This window comes from Paenibacillus sp. 7523-1, assembly GCF_002276415.1.
Taxonomy (GTDB): Bacteria; Bacillota; Bacilli; order Paenibacillales; family Paenibacillaceae; genus Paenibacillus; species Paenibacillus illinoisensis_A.
Window position 1 is genome coordinate 84,673 of sequence record NZ_NPBR01000013.1, and the last position, 19,476, is coordinate 104,148.

Annotated in this window: 16 protein-coding genes; 4 read left to right on the forward strand and 12 right to left on the reverse strand. The window is 52.6% G+C overall.

The features are described from left to right. Positions 1–3 precede the first annotated feature (3 nt). Positions 4–1,680, forward strand: a complete 1,677-nt coding sequence (locus tag CHH60_RS15520) for a PucR family transcriptional regulator (RefSeq protein ID WP_095359990.1) — start codon at positions 4–6, stop codon at positions 1,678–1,680. A gap of 12 nt (positions 1,681–1,692) precedes the next feature. Here the strand turns inward: CHH60_RS15520 and CHH60_RS15525 are convergent, their stop codons facing one another. From CHH60_RS15525 to CHH60_RS15575, 11 genes are all read right to left on the reverse strand, one after another. Continuing rightward, positions 1,693–1,920, reverse strand: coding sequence for a hypothetical protein (locus CHH60_RS15525; protein WP_095359991.1), 228 nt, complete (start codon positions 1,918–1,920; stop codon positions 1,693–1,695). A gap of 5 nt (positions 1,921–1,925) precedes the next feature. Continuing rightward, positions 1,926–3,365 carry a dihydropyrimidinase gene (hydA, locus tag CHH60_RS15530; protein ID WP_095359992.1) on the reverse strand — a complete coding sequence of 480 codons (1,440 nt, stop codon included), beginning with the start codon at positions 3,363–3,365 and terminating at the stop codon, positions 1,926–1,928. Continuing rightward, positions 3,362–4,657 carry an NAD-dependent dihydropyrimidine dehydrogenase subunit PreA gene (gene preA / locus CHH60_RS15535; protein ID WP_095359993.1) on the reverse strand — a complete coding sequence of 432 codons (1,296 nt, stop codon included), beginning with the start codon at positions 4,655–4,657 and terminating at the stop codon, positions 3,362–3,364. Before preA ends, hydA begins: the two co-directional genes overlap by 4 nt. Before the next feature lie 92 nt (positions 4,658–4,749). Further along, the gene (locus CHH60_RS15540; RefSeq protein ID WP_095359994.1) at positions 4,750–6,120 is read right to left on the reverse strand and encodes an NAD(P)-dependent oxidoreductase; all 1,371 of its coding nucleotides are present in this window, start codon (positions 6,118–6,120) and stop codon (positions 4,750–4,752) included. Positions 6,121–6,191: 71 nt separating this feature from the next. Then, positions 6,192–7,073, reverse strand: a complete 882-nt coding sequence (locus CHH60_RS15545; RefSeq protein WP_095359995.1) for a nitrilase-related carbon-nitrogen hydrolase — start codon at positions 7,071–7,073, stop codon at positions 6,192–6,194. A gap of 95 nt (positions 7,074–7,168) precedes the next feature. Then, positions 7,169–8,449: a M20 family metallo-hydrolase gene (locus CHH60_RS15550; protein ID WP_095359996.1), complete on the reverse strand. Its 1,281-nt coding sequence runs from the start codon at positions 8,447–8,449 to the stop codon at positions 7,169–7,171. A 75-nt stretch (positions 8,450–8,524) separates the two neighbouring features. Beyond that, positions 8,525–9,898: an aspartate aminotransferase family protein gene (locus CHH60_RS15555; protein ID WP_095359997.1), complete on the reverse strand. Its 1,374-nt coding sequence runs from the start codon at positions 9,896–9,898 to the stop codon at positions 8,525–8,527. A gap of 22 nt (positions 9,899–9,920) precedes the next feature. After that, positions 9,921–10,982, reverse strand: coding sequence for an ABC transporter substrate-binding protein (locus CHH60_RS15560; protein ID WP_095359998.1), 1,062 nt, complete (start codon positions 10,980–10,982; stop codon positions 9,921–9,923). 80 nt (positions 10,983–11,062) lie between these two features. Then, on the reverse strand, positions 11,063–11,998 hold the full coding sequence (locus CHH60_RS15565; protein ID WP_255247947.1) for an ABC transporter permease: 936 nt from the start codon (positions 11,996–11,998) through the stop codon (positions 11,063–11,065). Continuing rightward, positions 11,995–12,807: an ABC transporter permease gene (locus CHH60_RS15570; RefSeq protein WP_095359999.1), complete on the reverse strand. Its 813-nt coding sequence runs from the start codon at positions 12,805–12,807 to the stop codon at positions 11,995–11,997. The genes CHH60_RS15565 and CHH60_RS15570 overlap by 4 nt, the downstream gene beginning before the upstream one ends. Next, on the reverse strand, positions 12,788–13,603 hold the full coding sequence (locus CHH60_RS15575; protein ID WP_309147202.1) for an ABC transporter ATP-binding protein: 816 nt from the start codon (positions 13,601–13,603) through the stop codon (positions 12,788–12,790). Before CHH60_RS15575 ends, CHH60_RS15570 begins: the two co-directional genes overlap by 20 nt. Before the next feature lie 577 nt (positions 13,604–14,180). Between CHH60_RS15575 and CHH60_RS15580 the strand changes: the two genes are divergently transcribed. The 3 genes from CHH60_RS15580 to CHH60_RS30480 all read left to right on the forward strand — a co-directional run bounded on the left by CHH60_RS15580 (position 14,181) and on the right by CHH60_RS30480 (position 18,684). Beyond that, positions 14,181–16,403 (forward strand): methyl-accepting chemotaxis protein, encoded by a 2,223-nt coding sequence (locus CHH60_RS15580; protein WP_095360000.1) that lies wholly within the window; start codon positions 14,181–14,183, stop codon positions 16,401–16,403. Positions 16,404–16,530: 127 nt separating this feature from the next. Further along, positions 16,531–17,532, forward strand: coding sequence for a GTP 3',8-cyclase MoaA (gene moaA / locus CHH60_RS15585; protein WP_095291142.1), 1,002 nt, complete (start codon positions 16,531–16,533; stop codon positions 17,530–17,532). A 315-nt stretch (positions 17,533–17,847) separates the two neighbouring features. Beyond that, positions 17,848–18,684 (forward strand): methyl-accepting chemotaxis protein, encoded by an 837-nt coding sequence (locus tag CHH60_RS30480; protein ID WP_095360001.1) that lies wholly within the window; start codon positions 17,848–17,850, stop codon positions 18,682–18,684. A 120-nt stretch (positions 18,685–18,804) separates the two neighbouring features. On the opposite strand, the gene CHH60_RS15595 is transcribed toward CHH60_RS30480, so the two are convergent. Beyond that, a complete protein-coding gene (locus CHH60_RS15595; protein WP_095360002.1) occupies positions 18,805–19,413 on the reverse strand; it encodes a LysE/ArgO family amino acid transporter in 609 nt (202 codons plus the stop codon). Positions 19,414–19,476 lie beyond the last annotated feature (63 nt).

Genomic DNA, 19,476 nt, shown 5'->3' on the forward strand with positions numbered 1-19,476 from the left:
TGTATGGGGGAAACGACGCTCCAACTTCAGATGAGAGACATGTTGAAACGGCCTGTATTTCGCAAGGCAGAGGTACTGGCCAGTGAACGGGCACTGGAGAGGTATGTCCGTTGGGTCCATATTATGGAGGTACCGGATGTGGGCGATCTGTTAAACGGAGGAGAACTGGTACTGACTACCGGCATCGGCTGGCAGGCTGATGAGCAGCAAGGTTTGTCTTTCCTGCGGCAGTTAATTGCCCGTGGTGCGGCTGGACTCTGTATCGAACTGGGGATTCACACCAAGTCACAACTTGGAGCGATGAAGGAAATCGCAGCAGCAGATGACTTTCCACTGATCTGGTTCCATGAACAAGTCCGCTACATTGATATTACACAAGACCTGCACTTCGCCCTGATTCGCAGTCATCAGCGGATGCTCGCCGAACTCGACAATCTGACTACCTCGTTCAACCAGCTCCTGCTAAACGGAGACGGCGTACAGCCGCTGCTTCGCTTGTTATCACGCACAACCGGCTGCCCGGTTGCATTATACCCGCTCGAGGGGGAAGCCAGTGCTGTTCCTTATTGTCCGCCAAAGCAATTGGAGAACCGCAGAATGGCTTGGTTAAGCCAGCGCAACCATTCACCTGAGACAGGACAATCAAGCCATTCCCATCGTATGGAGCAGCCTATGGATGCCTATACCCTGCCTGTTCAGGCGCTCGATTATACCTTCGCGGACCTGGTACTCTTTCTTGAGAAACTTCCCGAACACGAGCCTGAGTCACTGCGTCACAAGCCTACTGATGAATTTGTCATTCAGGCGCTGGAGCGCTGCGCAGCCGCTATTGCACAGGACTGGATGCGAACCAAATACATGGAAGAGAAGCGTCGTTATAAGGAGGACATGTGGGTCATTGACTGGCTGAACGGACATCACACGGCCAAGGAAATCCAAGAGTACCTGTCCGCCAGCCCCCTGCTTGCTGCCAGCAAGGGCACCGTTGTTTTGTTTGACAGTAATCCGAATTATACGGACAGCCTCAAGCTGCAGAAGCTGCTTATCCAGCGCAATATCGTCGCCCGTTCTGTATTCTCCAGGGAAGGGTTCTCCCTGTTCAGCACGGTATTGAATCATCAGATCATCCTGATCATTCTCGATCCTCAGCCAGGTCCTCAACGCAAAAGCCATCTCTGGCGCTGCATAGAGCAGCTACAGCACCACGAAACGGACCAGACCCATCGTCTGTTCTCCGGTCTGCTGGGCATTGGTCACAGCTGTGCCGATTTGTCACGACTCAAGGACAGCCTCGATACGGCGAAGGAAACGCTGCGCATTCAAAAGGATACCGGACCCATGCAGCAGCCGTTTTACAGCAATCTCCATGGTTACCGCATCATCGCCGGGATGAAGCAGAGCGGTAATCTGGAGGATTTTATTGAGGAATACCTCGGCCCCGTCATCCGGCATGATGCAGAGAAAGGCGGCCAGCTGCTGCGCACACTCAAGCAATATTTTGTGCTGTGCTGCTCCAAACAGGAGACCGCTACTGCCCTATTCATTGTCAGACAGACCCTCTATCACCGGCTCGACAAAATCGAAGCTTTGCTCGGAGAAGACTATATCCTCCCCGAGAAACGCGTCGCCATCGAACTCGCCATCTACGCTTATGAATACGTTCATGGTCCAATTGCATAAATGGCAAGAGGACTATGCCCCCCGCTGTTCCTGAAGCTGCCGGATCAGAAAGTGGACGAACCACTTTCGTCCGGACGCTGTACCCACATGCTGCTCTTTCATTTCGCCCGGATGATCGGGATGTTCCCATACGACACTGGCACCCTCCAGATGCTCCTGAACCGAATAGATTCGATATCCCAGCGCAACCATTCGTTCGATCGCCAATTTCTCCGCTTCAAATGCTTCATTCTCCATCATTCGCCTCAACCTCCCGTCACTGTCGTAACCGCCTGCCGCCCAGGCATGGGGGCACCTGCATCGTATTTGGCACGCTTCACATACTGGCCTGATCCTGCCACACCTGCAAACTGACGATCTTTAATGACATACTCCCCCCGACACAGCACGGTAACGGGACATCCCTCTACCTGCATGCCTTCGAAGGCGCTATAATCCACATTCATATGATGTGTACTCGCCGATATCTCCCGGGAAATGGACGGATCGAAAATAACGATATCCGCATCAGTACCGACTGCAAGTGTCCCTTTCTGCGGAAACATCCCAAACAGCTTGCTCGCCCGGGTAGAACACAGATCCACCCATTGATTCAATGAGATGCGTCCCTTCGCAACTCCCTCCGAATATAAAATGCTAAGCCGGTCCTCAATGACAGGCCCACCATTAGGAATTTTGCTAAAGTCATTCTTCCCCAGATCCTTCTGCCCCTTGAAATTAAATGAGCAGTGATCGGACCCAATGGTCTGCAACTGGCCGCTCTTCAGTGCGTTCCACAACACCTCCTGATGGGAGGCTTCCCGCAGAGGCGGGGACCAGACATACTTCGCCCCTTCAAAATCAGGCTGATCCATGATGGACTGATCCAGCGTCAGATACTGCGGGCATGTCTCGCCCCAAATCCGGTAGCCCATGTCGCGCATGCGTGCAATCTGCTCCACGGCTTCGGCACACGTCACATGCACAACATACAGCTGTGAATCCGCAAGGGCAGCCAGACGTGCAGCGCGTCCTGTCGCCTCTCCTTCCAGGATGGAAGGACGGGTAAGGGCGTGATGAATCGGCTCGGTCCGCCCTTCAGCGAGCGCCTGTCGCACAAGCAGATCGATGACATCGCCGTTCTCAGCATGCACCATGACCAGTGCACCGTACTCCTTGGCCTTTTGCAGCGTCTGATAGAGGATGCCATCATCCGCCTGGAACTGGTTTTTATAGGCCATGAACACTTTGAAGGAAGACACCCCTTCTTCCTCAATGACCTGCGGCAGCTCCTCCAATACCTGGTCATTCATCTCTCCGATCATCAGATGAAATCCATAGTCGATGGCAGCCTTCCCCTTGGCCTTCGCATGCCATTCCTTCAGGGATTCGGTGAGCGGTTTGCCTTTCTGGGTCAGACAGAAATCAAGGATTGTCGTTGTTCCGCCAAACGCTGCGGCTGCGGTTCCCGTTGCAAAATCATCCGCGGTCACTGTCCCGCCAAAAGGCATATCCAGATGTGTATGCGGATCAATACCGCCGGGAATGACATAACAGCCGGAGGCATCCACGATCTCCGTTCGGTCATCCGCCACCATGCCCATGCCAATCTGCGTGATTTTCCCCTTCTCGATGAGTATATCTGCTTCAAATGTGTCCGCTGCCGTGACCAATACGCCATGTTGAATCAGTTTGCGCCCACTCATGATATCGCCTCCTTGGTTGATTGGTCTCTAATCGATTGCAGCACAGCAATCGCAGATTGACGTTCATTCCAGGTTAATGGAGTCTGTTCAGGTGCTACCTCGACCATTTCAATAGCCCCGTCCACCGGACACACAATCGAGCATAGGTTACATCCCACACAATCTTCCTCGACTACTTCCAGATAGGCGCCGGAAGGATCGGTCAGCATATCAATACACTGATGCGATGTGTCCTCACAAGCGATATGGCACTTGTTGCAGTTAATACAGACATCACGGTTGATGCGGGCGACCACTTTGTAGTTGAGATTCAGATTACCCCAGTCCGAGTATCGGGGGACTGTCTGGCCCACAAGTTCCGCTACGCTGCTCAGGCCCTTCTCATCCAAATAATCATTCAGCCCATCGATCATATCCTCCACGATGCGAAAACCATGATGCATCGCTGCCGTGCACACTTGCACGCCTGTCGCTCCCATGAGCAAAAACTCGGCCGTATCCCGCCAATCGGATATGCCGCCAATTCCCGAGATGGGCACGCCCACTTCCGGATGGCGGGCACATTCGGCCACCATGTTGAGGGCAATAGGCTTCACCGCTGGTCCGCAATAGCCGCCATGGGCCCCTTTGCCGCCTACATGGGGCACGGTATTCCACGAATCCAGATCCACCCCCGCCAGAGAGTTAATGGTGTTGATAAGAGAAATGGCATCCGCACCGCCTCGCACTGCGGCCCGGGCCGTTGCCGTAATATCCGTAACATTCGGTGTCAGCTTCACGATCACGGGGGTCGTCGCGACTTCCTTCACCCACATCGTCTGCAGCTCAACCAGATCCGGCTGCTGACCGGAAGCCGCCCCCATGCCCCGTTCTGCCATGCCGTGAGGGCAGCCAAAATTCAGCTCCAGTCCGTCTACCCCAACGGCTTCTACCTTTTTGACAATTTCATGCCACTTTTCCCGCTTCGGTTCTACCATCAATGATGCAATGACCGCGCGATCCGGGAAACGTTTCTTTGTTTCAGCAATCTCTCGCAGATTGACCTCCAGTGGACGATCGGAGATCAGCTCAATATTGTTGAAGCCCGCTACCCGCTGTCCGCCGAAATGTACAGCGGCAAAACGGGATGACGTGTTAATGATCGGTTCACCCAGCGTCTTCCACACCGCACCTCCCCAGCCTGCCTCGAAGGCGCGCTGCACCTGATATCCTGTATTGGTCGGTGGCGCGGATGCCAGCCAAAATGGATTGGGTGATCGAATACCTGCCAGATTTATCGATAAGTCAGCCATAACGATCCCTCCTTGGTGTTGTTTGCATATATGGTCTTGCTCTGCACTCGGTGGCTTCGTAGTCTGAACAGCATACGAAGCACAAGCTCATCTCAAGCTGTCTCCTCCACCTGTCCAGGCAGTGCCTTCATCAGTGCTGCTGCGGCCAGCTTGCCCTGCTGTGCTGCTGAGACAACCATGGCTTCGCCTTGCCCCTGGCCGAAAACCACATCCCCTGCCGCATAGATCTGCGGATGAGACGTTCGGTAGGTCTGCTGCTCCACCTCGACAACGCCCCAGTGATGACGCAGACCGAAAGCTTCAATGAGAGGCAGCAGCCGGTTCTGTCCGATCGCCCGAACGACGGTGTCACATTCAATCATGAACTCCGTTCCTTCTTGGGGTACGGGTAATGCACGCCCGCCTCCTGGGGGCGTGACCAGCTCCATTTTCACACACTCCACAGCCCGGACTCGCCCATTCTCATCGCCAATAATACGCTTCGGCATCGTAAACCAGCGGAACTCTATACCTTCCTGCTTCGCAAACGCATATTCAAACGCATAGGCTGTCATCTGACCCTCTCCGCGCCGGTAAAGCATCTGTACACGTTCTGCTCCCAGACGTACCGAGCAGGTGGCTGCATCCACTGCCGTGTTGCCCGCACCTATGACGGCTACTCTCAGACCATTCAGCGCAGGCGGTACGCCCTGTTTCGTGGATTCCACCAGTTCGATGGCATCGTACACCCCTTCCAAGGTCTCTCCTTCGATCCCAAGCATCGGAACGGAACCCATGCCACAAGCCAGAATGACAGCTTCATGCTGTTCCAGCAGTTGTTCTGGAGACAGATCCACGCCTATGCGTACACCGTACCGGATGTGTACTCCCAGCGCTTCAACCTGCTCCACTTCCCACAGGGACACTTCCTGCGGTAAACGAAAGGAGACTATCCCGTACGTATTTAATCCACCACCCTTAGGCTTCGCTTCATAGATCGTCACCTCATAACCTTCACGGCCAAGCTCTCTGGCTGCGGACAAGCCGGCAGGCCCGGCGCCAACAACAGCAATGGATCGGCCATTGGAGGGGGCTGCCTGAAACAAAGGTTCATTGGCCGCCCGTGCCCAGTCCGTGGCATATCGCTGCAGATCACCGATGCGAATGGGCTTCGACGATTCGTTCAGTACACAGGCGCCTTCGCACAATTCCTCGGTTGGACAGACTCTTGCACAGCTGGCTCCTACCGGATTGGCATCCATAATAGTTCGGGCCGAGCCTTTCAGATGACCTGTCGAGATTTTCCGGATAAACGAAGGGATATTGATGTCCGTTGGGCATGCCTTGATGCAAGGTGCATCGTAACAGTACAGACAGCGGTTGGATTCCTCCATCGCTTCCTTGCCTGTCATGGCGGGTTTCATCTCGGCAAAACGGCTCTCCCATCCATAATCGGATAACGCTGCTCCCGTGCTGTTTATCATGAACATACACCTCCTAGGGATTGAATTAGGGTCCGGGTTCTTCTTTTTGAATACAACCTTTCAAATGCCAGTTACAGGTTAACCAGATGCTCATACGTCTCAGGGCGCCGATCCCGGTAAAATTGCCACACATTGCGCACTTCACGGATGATTTCGGTATCCATCTCGCCGATGACAATCTCATCCTGATCCCTGCTGCCCATGGCGACCATTCGTCCGCGCGGGTCCACCAGATACGACTGACCATAAAATTCACCCATATTCCAAGGCGCCTCCACGCCTACCCGGTTAATGGCAGCCACGTAATAGCCGTTGGCAACGGCGTGGGCAGGCTGTTCCAATTTCCACAGATATTCCGATGTACCCGCCACCGTGGCTGACGGATTGAACACAATCTCCGCACCGGCGAGTCCGAGCAGACGGGCTCCTTCCGGAAAGTGTCGATCGTAGCAGATGTACACGCCTACTTTGGCGTAAGCCGTATCAAATACCGGATATCCGAGATTCCCGGGTCTGAAATAATATTTTTCCCAGAAGCCGTTGGTGCCCTCGCCTGCTTCTACATGCGGGATATGGTGCTTGCGGTATTTGCCCAGATAGGAGCCATCGGCATCAATCACGGCAGCCGTATTGTAATACGATGCAATGCCTTCTACCTCGTACACAGGCAAAATGATCACAACGCCAAGTTCCTTCGCAAGCGCCTGAAAACTCCTGGTTGTCGGTCCCTCCGGCACCGGTTCGGCAGATGCGTACCATTTGGGGTTTTGTTCGGTGCAAAAGTAGGGTCCATAGAAGACCTCCTGCAGTCCGATAATCTGTGCTCCTCGTGCTGCAGCCTCACGGACCAGGGTGATATGCTTCTGAATGGCAGCCTCCTTGTGATCTTCAACCGGTGCCGATCCTACCACTTCATGCGAAGCCTGAATCAGGCCTATATTGATTTTCCCCATACGCCAGTAACGCCTCCTTCTACCCAAATTAGGATGTATTAGAGATGATGAATCCGATCGTTCATCGGTTCCTTTTTCATATCAGAAAAGGTGAATCAGCCCTCCGATTTATCGTCAGCAGGCAGCTGCCTGCATATCTGCCGAATCGTGCGGTATAATACCTCCGTTCCCAGCGCAATGTCCTCCGGGGAGGAATACTCACTCGGATGATGGCTGATCCCATCCTTGCTGCGGACAAAAATCATGCCATAGTCACACACATAAGATAGCGCCAGTGCATCATGGAATGGACCACTCATAAGCTCCGGCAAGGACAAGTCCATCTCCTCTGCAGATGAGCGAATGGCTGCCTTGATTCGTTCCGCACAGTAGCGCGGTTCACTATTGGTATCTTCAGCCACGGAATAGGTAAGCCCATGCTGACCGCATACTTCAGTAAGCACAATCATCAGCCGGGCTTCAAGCTGGTTGCGGCGTTCCATCTCCATATCGCGCAAATCCAAGGTGAAGCTGACTTCCTCAGGGATAATGTTGCGCGAGTCGGGGAACACCCTCAGACTGCCCACAGTACCAACCGTGGGTGCAGCCGGATCTGCTCTAACCATGTCGTCAAACGCTGCAATGACTCTGGCACTGCCTACGAGCGCATCATGACGCATGGCCATCGGTACCGAACCGGCATGCCCTGCCATGCCCTTGATCGTAATCGTGAGCCATAATGGACCGGAGATACCCGTAACCAGTCCCACCGGGGCATCCAGCGATTCCAGCACAGGGCCCTGTTCGATGTGCAGCTCCAGATAGCTGCCGATGGAATCAGGTGCATACACTCCTTCAGCGAATTTCTCTACCGAGCATCCGAAGGCTTCCAGCGCCTCCCGGCGAGTCACCCCGTTCCTGTCTTGCCGTTCCAGTTCTCCATCTTCCAGCTGCCCGGTCATTCCCCGGGAGCCAAACAAGCCTTTGTTAAATCGGGAACCCTCTTCATCGCAAAAAGCTACGACCTCTATTGGCATCAAGGGCTGAAGGCCACTCTCCATCAGGCACTGCACAGCTTCCAGGGCCCCCAGGACACCAATGGCACCATCATACCGACCGCCATAAGGCTGTGAATCAATATGCGAGCCGATCATCAAAATGGGCTGCGCAGGATCAGCACCTTCCAGGCGGCCAATCAGATTCCCGAATGGATCCAGACGGGTCACCAGTCCAGATTCTTCCATCCAGAGACGCACCTGGATAATGCCTTCCATATCTTCAGGGGTGAGGGCAAGCCGGCAAACGCCCGTCTCTCCGATTCGTCCAATACGGGACAATTGTTCAATTCGTTCATTCAACCGAAGATGGTTAATGCCTATTCCGGTTGTGGTCTGCATCTTCCCTCGCCTCCACATGGTTTATTATTCACACGAGTCATACAAGAGTCGTTCCTGGAATTCTCTATCCATCCACTATCCTGCCTCCACACTCCGCAGTGCCTTAAGCAAACTTTCCGCGATCAGCTCCAGCTCATCCTCCGTGGTGACAAAGGGCGGTGATATCGTCAAAATGTTGGCGAAGCCGGGTACCGTGTCCCCGTTTTTACCGATAAGAATGCCGTCCTTCTTACAAATGGCCAGCACGCGCGCCACCTTCCCTGCATCAGCTGGGGAGCCATCCGCTTCTATAAGCTCGATGCCGCAGGCGAAGCCAAACATTCGAACATCTCCGACCGCAGGCAGCTCCTGCAGCGGCTCCAGCTTCTCACGAAGGACTCGCCCCAGTTCATCGGCACGCTCCACCAGATTTTCACGCTCCAGGATTTCGATGTTGGCCAGTGCTACCCGGCAGGAGACCGGATTGCCGCCGAAGGTGTTCACATGGCGAAAGTGAGCATCCGGTCCGGGTTCACGGAACGTATCATACAGATCCGCTCGCACGGCTGTAGCCGATAATGGAGAGTACGCACTGGTCATCCCCTTGGCCATGGTGACTATATCCGGCTGCACCCCGTAATTCTGGTGTCCGAACTTCTGTCCCGAACGACCGAACCCGCAGATCACTTCATCCACGATCAGCAGTACACCATAACGCTCACAGATCTCCTTCACTGTACGCATGTAGTCCGAAGGTGGGACAATCATGCCGCCCCCCGTAATCACCGGTTCCATGATCACTGCGGCCACAGTCTCGGGGCCTTCCCAGCGGATGACCTCTTCATAGATGGTTGCACATTCGAGTCCGCACCCCTCCTTGTTCCGTCCAAACGGACAGCGGTAGCAATACGGGGGTGGGACATGGGAGAAGCCCACGCCCAGCGGCTCGTACTTGATCTTGCGGGCAGCTTGCCCGGTGGCACCGAGTGCGCCCATGGAGTTGCCATGATAAGCCCGGTGACGGGAGATGAACTTGTGCCTCGTTGGCTCACCATTCTGGTGATGAAACTGACGGGCTATTTTGAACGCCACTTCATTTGCATCCGATCCGGAATTGGAGAAAAAGATTCGATAGTCCCCCTCCAGCCATTCGTTCAGCTTCTCTGCCAGCAAAATCGCCGGCTCGTGGCTCTGGGTCATCGGCACATAAGCGAGTGATTTCATCTGCTCATATGCGCTCTTCGCAATCTCCTCCCGTCCATGCCCCACATTCACGCACCATAACCCGGACATGGCATCCAGATACCGCGTTCCATCCTGATCCGTGATCCAGCTGCCTTCCCCGCTGACCGCAATCATTGGATGATCATTATGAGGCGAGATGTGATGCCACACATATTTGCGGTCTTTCTCCAGCCATTCTTCCTTGGTACCGCCAAGCGGCTGAGGTTGCTGATCCACGGAGCTCATTCGCCATCCTCCTTCGACTGCCTTATTTCACCGCTTCTTCGTAAATGCTCTTCTCCAGCGCTTCATCCAGATTGGCTGCCTTCTTGATCAATCCATAATTCAGTGCAATATCTGCTGTACGGGCAAACGATTCATCCACAAAACTGCCCACCTGCTGCTCCGTAAATCCTTCCGGACGAATCAGCTTCGCAATCTCCTCCAGCATCGTAACCTGATGTTCACGGGTCGTACTGCCGTCGGTCACGTTGCTCATGACGATATCCACAGTTTCCTCCTGGTTGTCGATGGCATAGTTCCAGCCTTTCAGAATGGCACGGGTGACTTTAACGGCAAGATCGCGGTTACCATCGACCCAGTCCTTCTTCGCGATCAATGTATCTTCCAGCATGCCTACGCCAGCGTCCTCAATGTTGAACACATCCAGATCGGACTCCTGTACGCCGCTCTCCAGCACAACGTGATATTCGTTATATATGGTTGCTGTCGCGACATCCACCTGGTCATTGAAAAACTGATCCATCGTAAACCCCTGCTTCACCAGCTCAATATCCTTCTTCGGATCAAGTCCGTTCTTCTCCATAAAAGCGAGGACCTGGAACTGCTGGCTGCCGAACCATGTGCTTACCTTTTTGCCTTTCATCTGGGCAGGATCCGTAATTCCTGCCGACTTCTTTGCGATCAGGCGGTAGCTGCTCTTCTGTGAAATCTGGGCAAGGGAGACCAGCGGCAGACCGTTGTCACGGCTCACCAGCAGACTGTCAACCCCCGTGATGCCGACATCGGCTGCACCGTTGACCACCTGCTGTTCAATAACGATATCCGGGCCACCCGGAATAATCTCTGCATCAATGCCTTCATCTTCAAAAAAACCTTGCTCCTTCGCGGCATAAATTCCGGCAAACTGGGCCTGCGGAACCCATTTAAGCTGAATTTTCACTTTCGTTAAGGACTGCTCTGCGTCTCCTCCTGAACTTGCAGCAGCAGGGTCAGCAGACGGCTCCGTCTTCGCGGAACATGCTGCCAGCAAGGCAACCGCCAGCATCAGCACAACGACCATCAAACCCGATTTCAACGTTTTGTACATATACAAACAACCCCCTGTTTATATAAGAATTCAATCAGGTACTGCAGCGGATCTGTGGTGTTCCCGCACGATGGTGAGGGTTATGCGTTAGTGCGCACACGGTTCCATGGAATGAGCCGCTTCTCCGCCAGTACAACGGCTTCATAGAGCACGATGCCGAGAGCGGCGGCAATGACGATACAAGACCAGGCAAGCGGCATGTTGGCGAGCCGAATCTGATCCGACAGCAGATATCCAAGACCTTGGGAAGCGATAAAAAACTCGCCCACAATGGCACCGATAATACTGGTGGACATGTTGATCTTCAGTCCGGCAAAGAGGGACGGCATGGCGTGTGGCAAACGCAACTTCAAGAACACCTGCATACGGCTTGCAGCCAGTCCGTCCAGCAGTTCACCGTACTGCGGCTGTATGGAAGTGAGCCCTTTGAACAGACTGACTGCCATGGCTGCCATCGTAATGACGGCCACTACGGCAATCCGTGACCAGATGCCGTCCCCAAACCAGTTGTTCATGATGGGCGCCAGTGCAACAATTGGTACTGCGTTAAGAGCCGACATCACTGCAATCCCTGCCTTGCCGCTGATGGGGAAGAACGAGGCACCTGCGGCTGCGACCGCCCCCAGAAGAGAACCGAGCAAGAAACCTCCCAGCATTTCCGTTCCACTATATAGGGCATATCGAAAGAGCATTTCCGCATTATCCCGGATGGAAGCTGCAATGGCTGAAGGTACAGGAAGCTGGTAACTTTCCAGTGAAAATAATTGATGAAACAACCGGAGCTGCCACAAGGCGAGAAAACATAGGCCCGCCAGCCAGGGGAGCAAATGTAGAATGACCCGTTTACTCGGCGCATTACCTACTGGCCGTTCCTGTTCTGCTTGTCCCTGCTGCCCCTGAATCTCCGAGCCGGGGACAGAAGCAGCCATAGCTGAACCGGGCAAAGCTGCAGAGCCGGATACAGCAGCCGTTCCGTTCTCATCCCGGCTGCGCTTCACCATTACCCCTTCCCTCATACCGTGTTCCCTCCCTTGGCTCTAAATTCGGGCTGCCAAGGCGTTAACCAACGCTCGGCCAGGCTGATGACCAGATACGAAATTAGGCCAATACCGATGCTAAGCATGATCGTAGCCCAGAACATGCCGGCTTGAGCACTGCCATAATACAAGGAACTGACCATCAGGACACCGAGTCCATCGGGTGCACCCATCAGTTCAACGACGATGGAAGAAGTAACAGCTAGCGGGGCAGCGATTTTCATGCCGGAGAACAGTCCTGGTAGGGCTGAAGGCAGCAGGCATTTGATATATCTGGCCGTCAGCGAGGCTCCGCAGGAACGCATCAGCTCCAGATGCTCCGGTGCGGCACTTTTTAACCCTTTTAACGTGTGAATGACAATGGGGAAGAATGTAACATAAGCCGCCATGACGATCCTGGCCCACTCGGCATGATGAATAATGCCGTACACGATCGGTGCGAGACCGATAATTGGGATCATCTGCGAGGAGATAACATAGGGAGATAGTGTCCGTTCCAGCCAGACGGCCGCACTCATTAGAAGCGCCAGCATCAACCCCAGCATTGCTCCTCCTGCGAATCCAATCGCTGCATTGCCAAACGTCACTGCCCCCTGCTCAGCGAGAGTGCCCGAGTAGCGAACCAGTGCGGCAAGAACGTCATGAAGGTAAGGCAGACGTGATGCAGCCTGCTGTGGTGACATCCACATGTGGAGAATCCAAGCTATACCCTCCCACAGCAGCAATAAGGATAGAATCCAGATCACGATCCAGGATCGGTAATCCAGTTTAAGTGAGCGCAGGGACATGGCCCGGATCACGCTCCTCATGAAAACAATTGCGAATGGTGGTCAGCATGTGGTAGAAGTCCTCGGTCTCTCTCAGGTCATTGGTTCGATCCGAAGGCAGCGCCACAGAGTGAATGGAATGTACTTGCCCGGGATGTGCCGAGAGGACAATAATGCGATCTGACAGAAATACGGCTTCGGGGATACTGTGCGTGACAAAGAGGAAGGTTTTGCCCGTGGACCGCTTGATCTCAAGCAGTTCCAGTTGAAGCTTCTCTTTCGTGAATTCATCCAGCGCGGAGAACGGCTCATCCATCAGCAGCAGCGGCGGATCCAGCGAGAGCGCACGGGCAATGGATACCCGCTGCTGCATGCCTCCACTGAGCTGCCAAGGATAGTGATCAGCAAATCGGGTGAGCCCCACCATCTCAAGCAGCTCACTACTGATGCGACGGCATTCTTTTTTGCTTGTGCCCAGGATCTCCAGCGGCAGCTCTACATTGTGACGTACCGTGCGCCAGTCAAACAGGGCTGGCGTCTGGAATACGATCCCGAATTGTCGCTGCAGACGCGCCTTTTCAGGTTCTGAGCCTGCAATGCGGACGCTGCCTGAAGTCGGCTGCAGCAGATCGGCTATGATTCTGAGCAATGTCGACTTGCCGCAGCCTGAGGGACCAAGCAGCGAGACGAATTCATTGGACTGGATGTGGAACGTCACATCAGACAGTGCGGTGACCTGTTTGGTTCCAGTACCAAAAACGACAGATACATGATCAATTTCAATGTGGCGATTTTCGGGGACGTTCATGGATGACATGGGCATTCTCCTTTTCGCGGGGAAGTTAGCTTTCATTTCACACCAAGGCCGAATGGAAGGTTTGCGTTCACGAACGTAACAGGTTTTTCTGGTTAGGTAATACTATAAATCATTGGGCGGAGATTACATTATACAGACTGTTTTGAGTATAGGCCTGTTCATGTTACACAGTGTAAAATGAGACAAATTCTCATTCAGAATGATGTCAGCCCATGGATGGTTTATCTGACACCACGTTATTCGATATGCATATATAGCCTGTATTTCAATGTTCTTTATGGATGGCTTATTCGAGCATGTGTATAGAACTGGGTACGGATTCCAGTACACTAAGACCTATAATATAGGTCCTTCGCATACCTGTCCTCCTTAAAAAGCGCATGTTTCTTTGTATTTATTGAATAAATATTCGGAAAATTTGACATATACCCTCGTATTCTTGTCGTTTTTCTTGTATAACGTTTTATATGGAAAAGATAGGAATACCACTTCTTTTGGAAATGACAGAATCCATATCGTTTTATCAGGAAAGGGCTGTGCAATTAAGCTTTCAACTTCAAAGATCGGGGTGGTCTGTATGTTTGATTGGCTTGGCTGGAGAAAAGGGTGGCCGTTATGGCGGTCGTATCGGTTGAACGCACATATCAAGAATGATGTGGAGCAGATTTTTGAGGGAATTGCCGAAACTAGGCGGCAGCTTCTACTGGATTGGGCAGATGAACAGTGGCGTCATATGGATCAATTCGTGCACCAGATCCAGTCAGCAGGACTTCTGGACACAGCACATATCGTACAAAATAGCAGCAAATGGGATGCATGCTTCAAAGCAGCGTACATCCGGGCAGCAGATAGCACAGAGATTTTTATGTTGGACGAACAGAATCAGGTTGTATTTTCTACATATAAAAAACATATTGGGCAGATCTATGAAGATAACGAAGCTTCCATTGGACCAGGCTTGAAATATGCCAGAGCAGATGCGACCGGGAAAAGATGTCTCTATGGACCCTATTCGGACCCAGTGACCTTGGAGATCGGGCCTCGCTCCTCCTCTTTTCACGATGATGTCACGCTCATGTTCATTGAACCCATGATACAGGGAGGACGCTACATCGGTTCACTGTGCTGCCGAATCCCCAATGATGTGCTCGGGGACTTGATCCAACGGGAGTCTGGACATGTCTATCCCGATTCGGGAGACAATTATCTCTTCATGGCCGAGTCGAAACTGCGTCCGCATCTGCAGCCAGGAACAGCTCTGTCTCGCAGCCGATTTGAGGATCATACATTTACACATGGCGAAAATCTCAAGGATGGTGTCACAACCAATTGGGGGATTGTATCCGTCAAAGAGCATACCGAACTGGAGTTAATGTTCACCGACCCTTCCACTGGGGAGCTGCATCCTGGCGTTGCTAATACCATTCGTAACGGGTCGAATCTGTTTGCAGCCTATCCGGGCTATTCCGACTACCGTCACATTTCTGTTATTGGCAAAGGCATCACCTTCCAGCTTCCCCACTGTTCTGATCGATGGGGCATGATGTGCGAAGGTGATCTGGAGGAAGTATACCGGGTACGCAGTATCGGCAGGCGTCAGTTCAAGCTGCACAGCCTGTTTATCGGTTTGTCTGGCATTGGGGGAGCTGCCCTCGTATATGCCTTATCAGGAAGTGCTTGGAGTGCAGCAGCTCTGGCGGCATTTAATATCATTCTGGGTTTGGTCACTGCAGATCAGCTGCAACGGAGACACAATCAACGTGTGCACGAGGACTTGCGGCGCATCAGCCGATTTATTCGGATCAACGCGGAAGGTCAGGGCGATCTGACCCAGCGGTTGGAACCATCCACTTTTGCACAGGATGAATCCGGTGAACTCGCAAAATGGATCAATAACATGATTGACTCGCTCGAAGGCATCATGCTCAAGGTTCAGGTTGCCACCGTGGATGTAATGAACAACCAGTATCAGATGCGCACTTCCACCGAAACGACCCAAGTTACGACCGAACGTGTAAATCATAAGATTGGGTCCATGATCCACGGCATACGTGAACAGCTGGAGAATCTCGATCAAGCCAAGCTGGCTGCCGATCATATGCGTCTTACCCTGCAGCAGCTGGAAGCCTCGGCTACAGAACAGATTGTGGTCGCACGTCAGGAAGTGGAGCGCATTGGCGGCAAAATGACACAGATCTCGGGGACCGTCAAGGATACGAACCGTACGATTCTTTCCTTTATGGAGACCATGCAGGACATTTACCGTGCACTTGCAGCCATTGATGAGATATCGGCTCAAACGAACCTGCTTGCGCTGAATGCATCCATTGAAGCAGCACGTGTCGGTGAGCATGGCCGCGGTTTCGCTGTCGTTGCCGGGGAGATTCGCAAGCTGGCTGAGCTGTCCCGTTCCTCTACCGAGGATATCCATCAGATTCTGAACAATATCACTACCGCAGCCGATACCGCTGCCCGCTCCATTCATGAGGGAAATCAGGTGCTTGCTGAAGGAAGCACACTGGTTCAAGCAGCTGCACAACTGCTGCAAAGTGCGTCAGCCGAAGATTCGCAGAGGACACAGGTCGTGGATCAAGTCGTTAGACTTATGGAAAATATCGCTGCCATCAGTCAACAAAACCGCTCCACGTCCGCAGAGGTGGAGACCGAGATGATGGCACTGCTGAGTGACATGATGCATGTTCAACAGTCTTCGCATAATGTGGAAGCCATCACTGTATTTCTGCAGCAAATCGTGGGGCAATTCCAGCTGACTCATCCCGAAAAAATTGCTGCCACCTGACGTTATCGTTGACGTGGATTGGAGAAATAGCTAAAATTTGATGCAACTGTTCTTTTGAATTTCGACATTGTCGTCTCGTTCATTTTATAGAAGCTTTCCAATCTGAATCAATGAAAGGGTGGTCTGCATGGAAATGCTCCAGGATTCGTTTGGCAGGATCCATGACTACATCCGTATTTCCGTTACGGACCGCTGTAATTTGCGTTGTGTGTACTGCATGCCAGCCGAAGGCATGGAGTTCGCCCCGCATGATGAAATTATGAGCTACGAGGAAATCACCCAGGTGCTCAAGGTGCTCGCCCCGATGGGCATGCGCAAAGTTCGCCTGACTGGCGGTGAACCTCTGGTACGCAAGGATCTGCATAAACTTGTTGGCATGATCTCGGCGATCGACGGGATTGAGGATATTGCGCTGACGACCAATGCGCTCCTGCTGGACAAACAGGCCCAGGCACTGAAAGACGCTGGGTTAAACCGGATTAACATCAGTCTCGATTCCCTTCATGCGGACCGATTCTCCATGATTACCCGCGGAGGAGACGTCAATAAAGTGCTCAAGGGGATTGAAGCTGCAACGGCTGCTGGACTTGCGCCAATCAAGCTGAATGTGGTCCTGATGAAGGGCATCAATGATGACGAAATCAAGGATTTCATTGCGATGACGATCGATCAACCGCTGCATGTGCGTTTTATCGAATACATGCCAATCGGGCATGCTTCGGATTCATGGCGCAAATCGTATCTCCCGCTGGAAACCGTCACCGATGTGTGTGCGGAAGCCGGTTGGACTGTAGAGAGCACATCCGGACCGGCAGGGAATGGTCCTTCCCGCAACATGAAGATTGCTGGTTCACAGGGAACCTTCGGACTGATCCACCCGGTTAGCGATCACTTCTGTGATAATTGCAACCGGCTGCGCCTGACGGCAGACGGACACATCAAGGCCTGTCTGTACTGGTCGGATGAGTACAATGTTCGCCGCTATGTTGATGATCCGGATGCGATGGCTGCCCTCTTCCTCAAGGCACTCGGCACAAAGCCGAAGAACCATGAGATGGCGCTGGCGCTTGAGCAAAAAATGCAAAGCCATACCCCAACCGTACGGCGCATGTCCCAGATCGGCGGGTAGGTCTTCTTTTGAACCCTATAATGGGTACGAACGAATGAAGGAATTATGGATGGTAAGTGAGCTCAACCAACGTTGTGCTACCCATACTAGCTTGTTATGAAGCTGCGAAGGAGATATCCTTTGCGGCTTTTTTTCATAAAATCTAAGAGGATGACTAGTAAAATAGGACTTCCTTTTTCCCTTTCTGCTACTGAAATTGTTACAATAAGAAGAACTGAATATATATTTCCCTCTAGGTCTTCATAATCTCTGTGATCCGGACGATGTATAGTCAAAGAAAATCAAACAAATATACCGCACTTAGGAGCTGACTGGATGAACATTGTTGAAGCCATGGTCGCAGCAAGTCCATATTTCAAAACTATGCTTAAGGGACAAAATCTAATGATTGCTGTAACCGACACCGAGAAATTCTGGTATTATGCACCAAGTGAGGATCTTGACCTCGGTATTAAGGCAGGTGACCCCATTTCACTTGAGGATCCGACATTACGCCGTGCCCTGATTAATGGTGAGACTTCTGCCAATCATATTGAAGCACAGCATTACGGAACAGCCCTTAATTCCACAGCTACGCCTCTGCGCGATGAAGCGGGAAACATTGTGGGTACCCTGGCCATTGGTTTCTCCCTCAAAAATGAAGAGCAGCTTGGACATTTCACCGAATTAATCAGTAGCATCAGCGGCAGGCTGACGGACATGGTCCAAACTGTAGCGGCCCAATCCGAAGAGCTGACTGCCTCCTCTTCACAAATTCTGGACAATACCAAGGTCGCTGTTCAAAATGCAGCGGAAGTCAATAAAGTGGCCTCGTTTATCCGGGAAGTCTCTGAACAAACCAATTTACTCGGCCTCAACGCAGCTATTGAAGCAGCACGAGCGGGTGAAGCGGGCGCTGGATTCGGTGTAGTGGCTTCCGAAGTGCGCAAGCTGTCCACCGGAACGAAGGAAGCTACTGTGAATATCGAACGCTCCCTTCAGGACGTGCAGCATTCCATCCGTCAGATGGAGCAGGAGATTGCGTCCATCTCCCAGTCCAGCACCCAGCAAGCTGAACTCGTCACGGAATTTAGCGAGGTAATTGACCAGTTGAACAATGTGAGTGATGAACTGAAGTCCTTTATTCAATCCATGATTCTGAAGACAGAATAACAATACACAGCAGCATGACCAGATGTTGTGAGCGGCTGCAACTCAGCCTGTAACAGCAGGAACCCCGCACATTATCGTGCGGGGTTCCTAATTTTTCAACCCAAATAGCTCTGTGCAGCGCTACATATAAATCAGTTTCCACAGCATCATGGCGGCCATCACGATCATCACCACTGCCGATAACCGGTTGAAGACCAGACTGATTCGGCCAGTGGTATCTGTTCTTCCCATCCACCTTCCAGCACTTGCGAGTCCAAGGAACCATATCCACGAAACCGCCGCTGCCGTGATAGCAAAAGCAATCCGGTCCATCCCTTCATACTGAAGTGAGCTGGTGCCAATGACAGCTACCGTATCCAGCAGCGCATGCGGATTAAGCAGGGATACGGAAGCGGCGAAGGCGATCTGACGTCCTGCAGTGAGCGCGGATGCTGACTCACTCATGGTTCCGGATGATTTCCATATGCTCCATGCCATATACAGCAGAAATGCACTGCCGCCTGCATACAGCACACCGGAGAGCAGCGGCCACTGCAGCAAAATGAGGGACACCCCTCCGACCGCAGCTCCAATTAATAAGGTATCGCTAATACCAGCAGTGACTACTGCCGGAAGTGCACGCAGTAAACTTCGCTGGCTCATCCCCTGGTTAAAAATAAACACGTTCTGCACGCCAAGTGGCAGGATCAGGCCAAACGCCAGTACCACGGCGTGAATAATTACACTCATTGTACATCCCCCTTGTATATGTCTCTATATTAGCGGGGATGACTTTCCGTGTGACCAACCAAT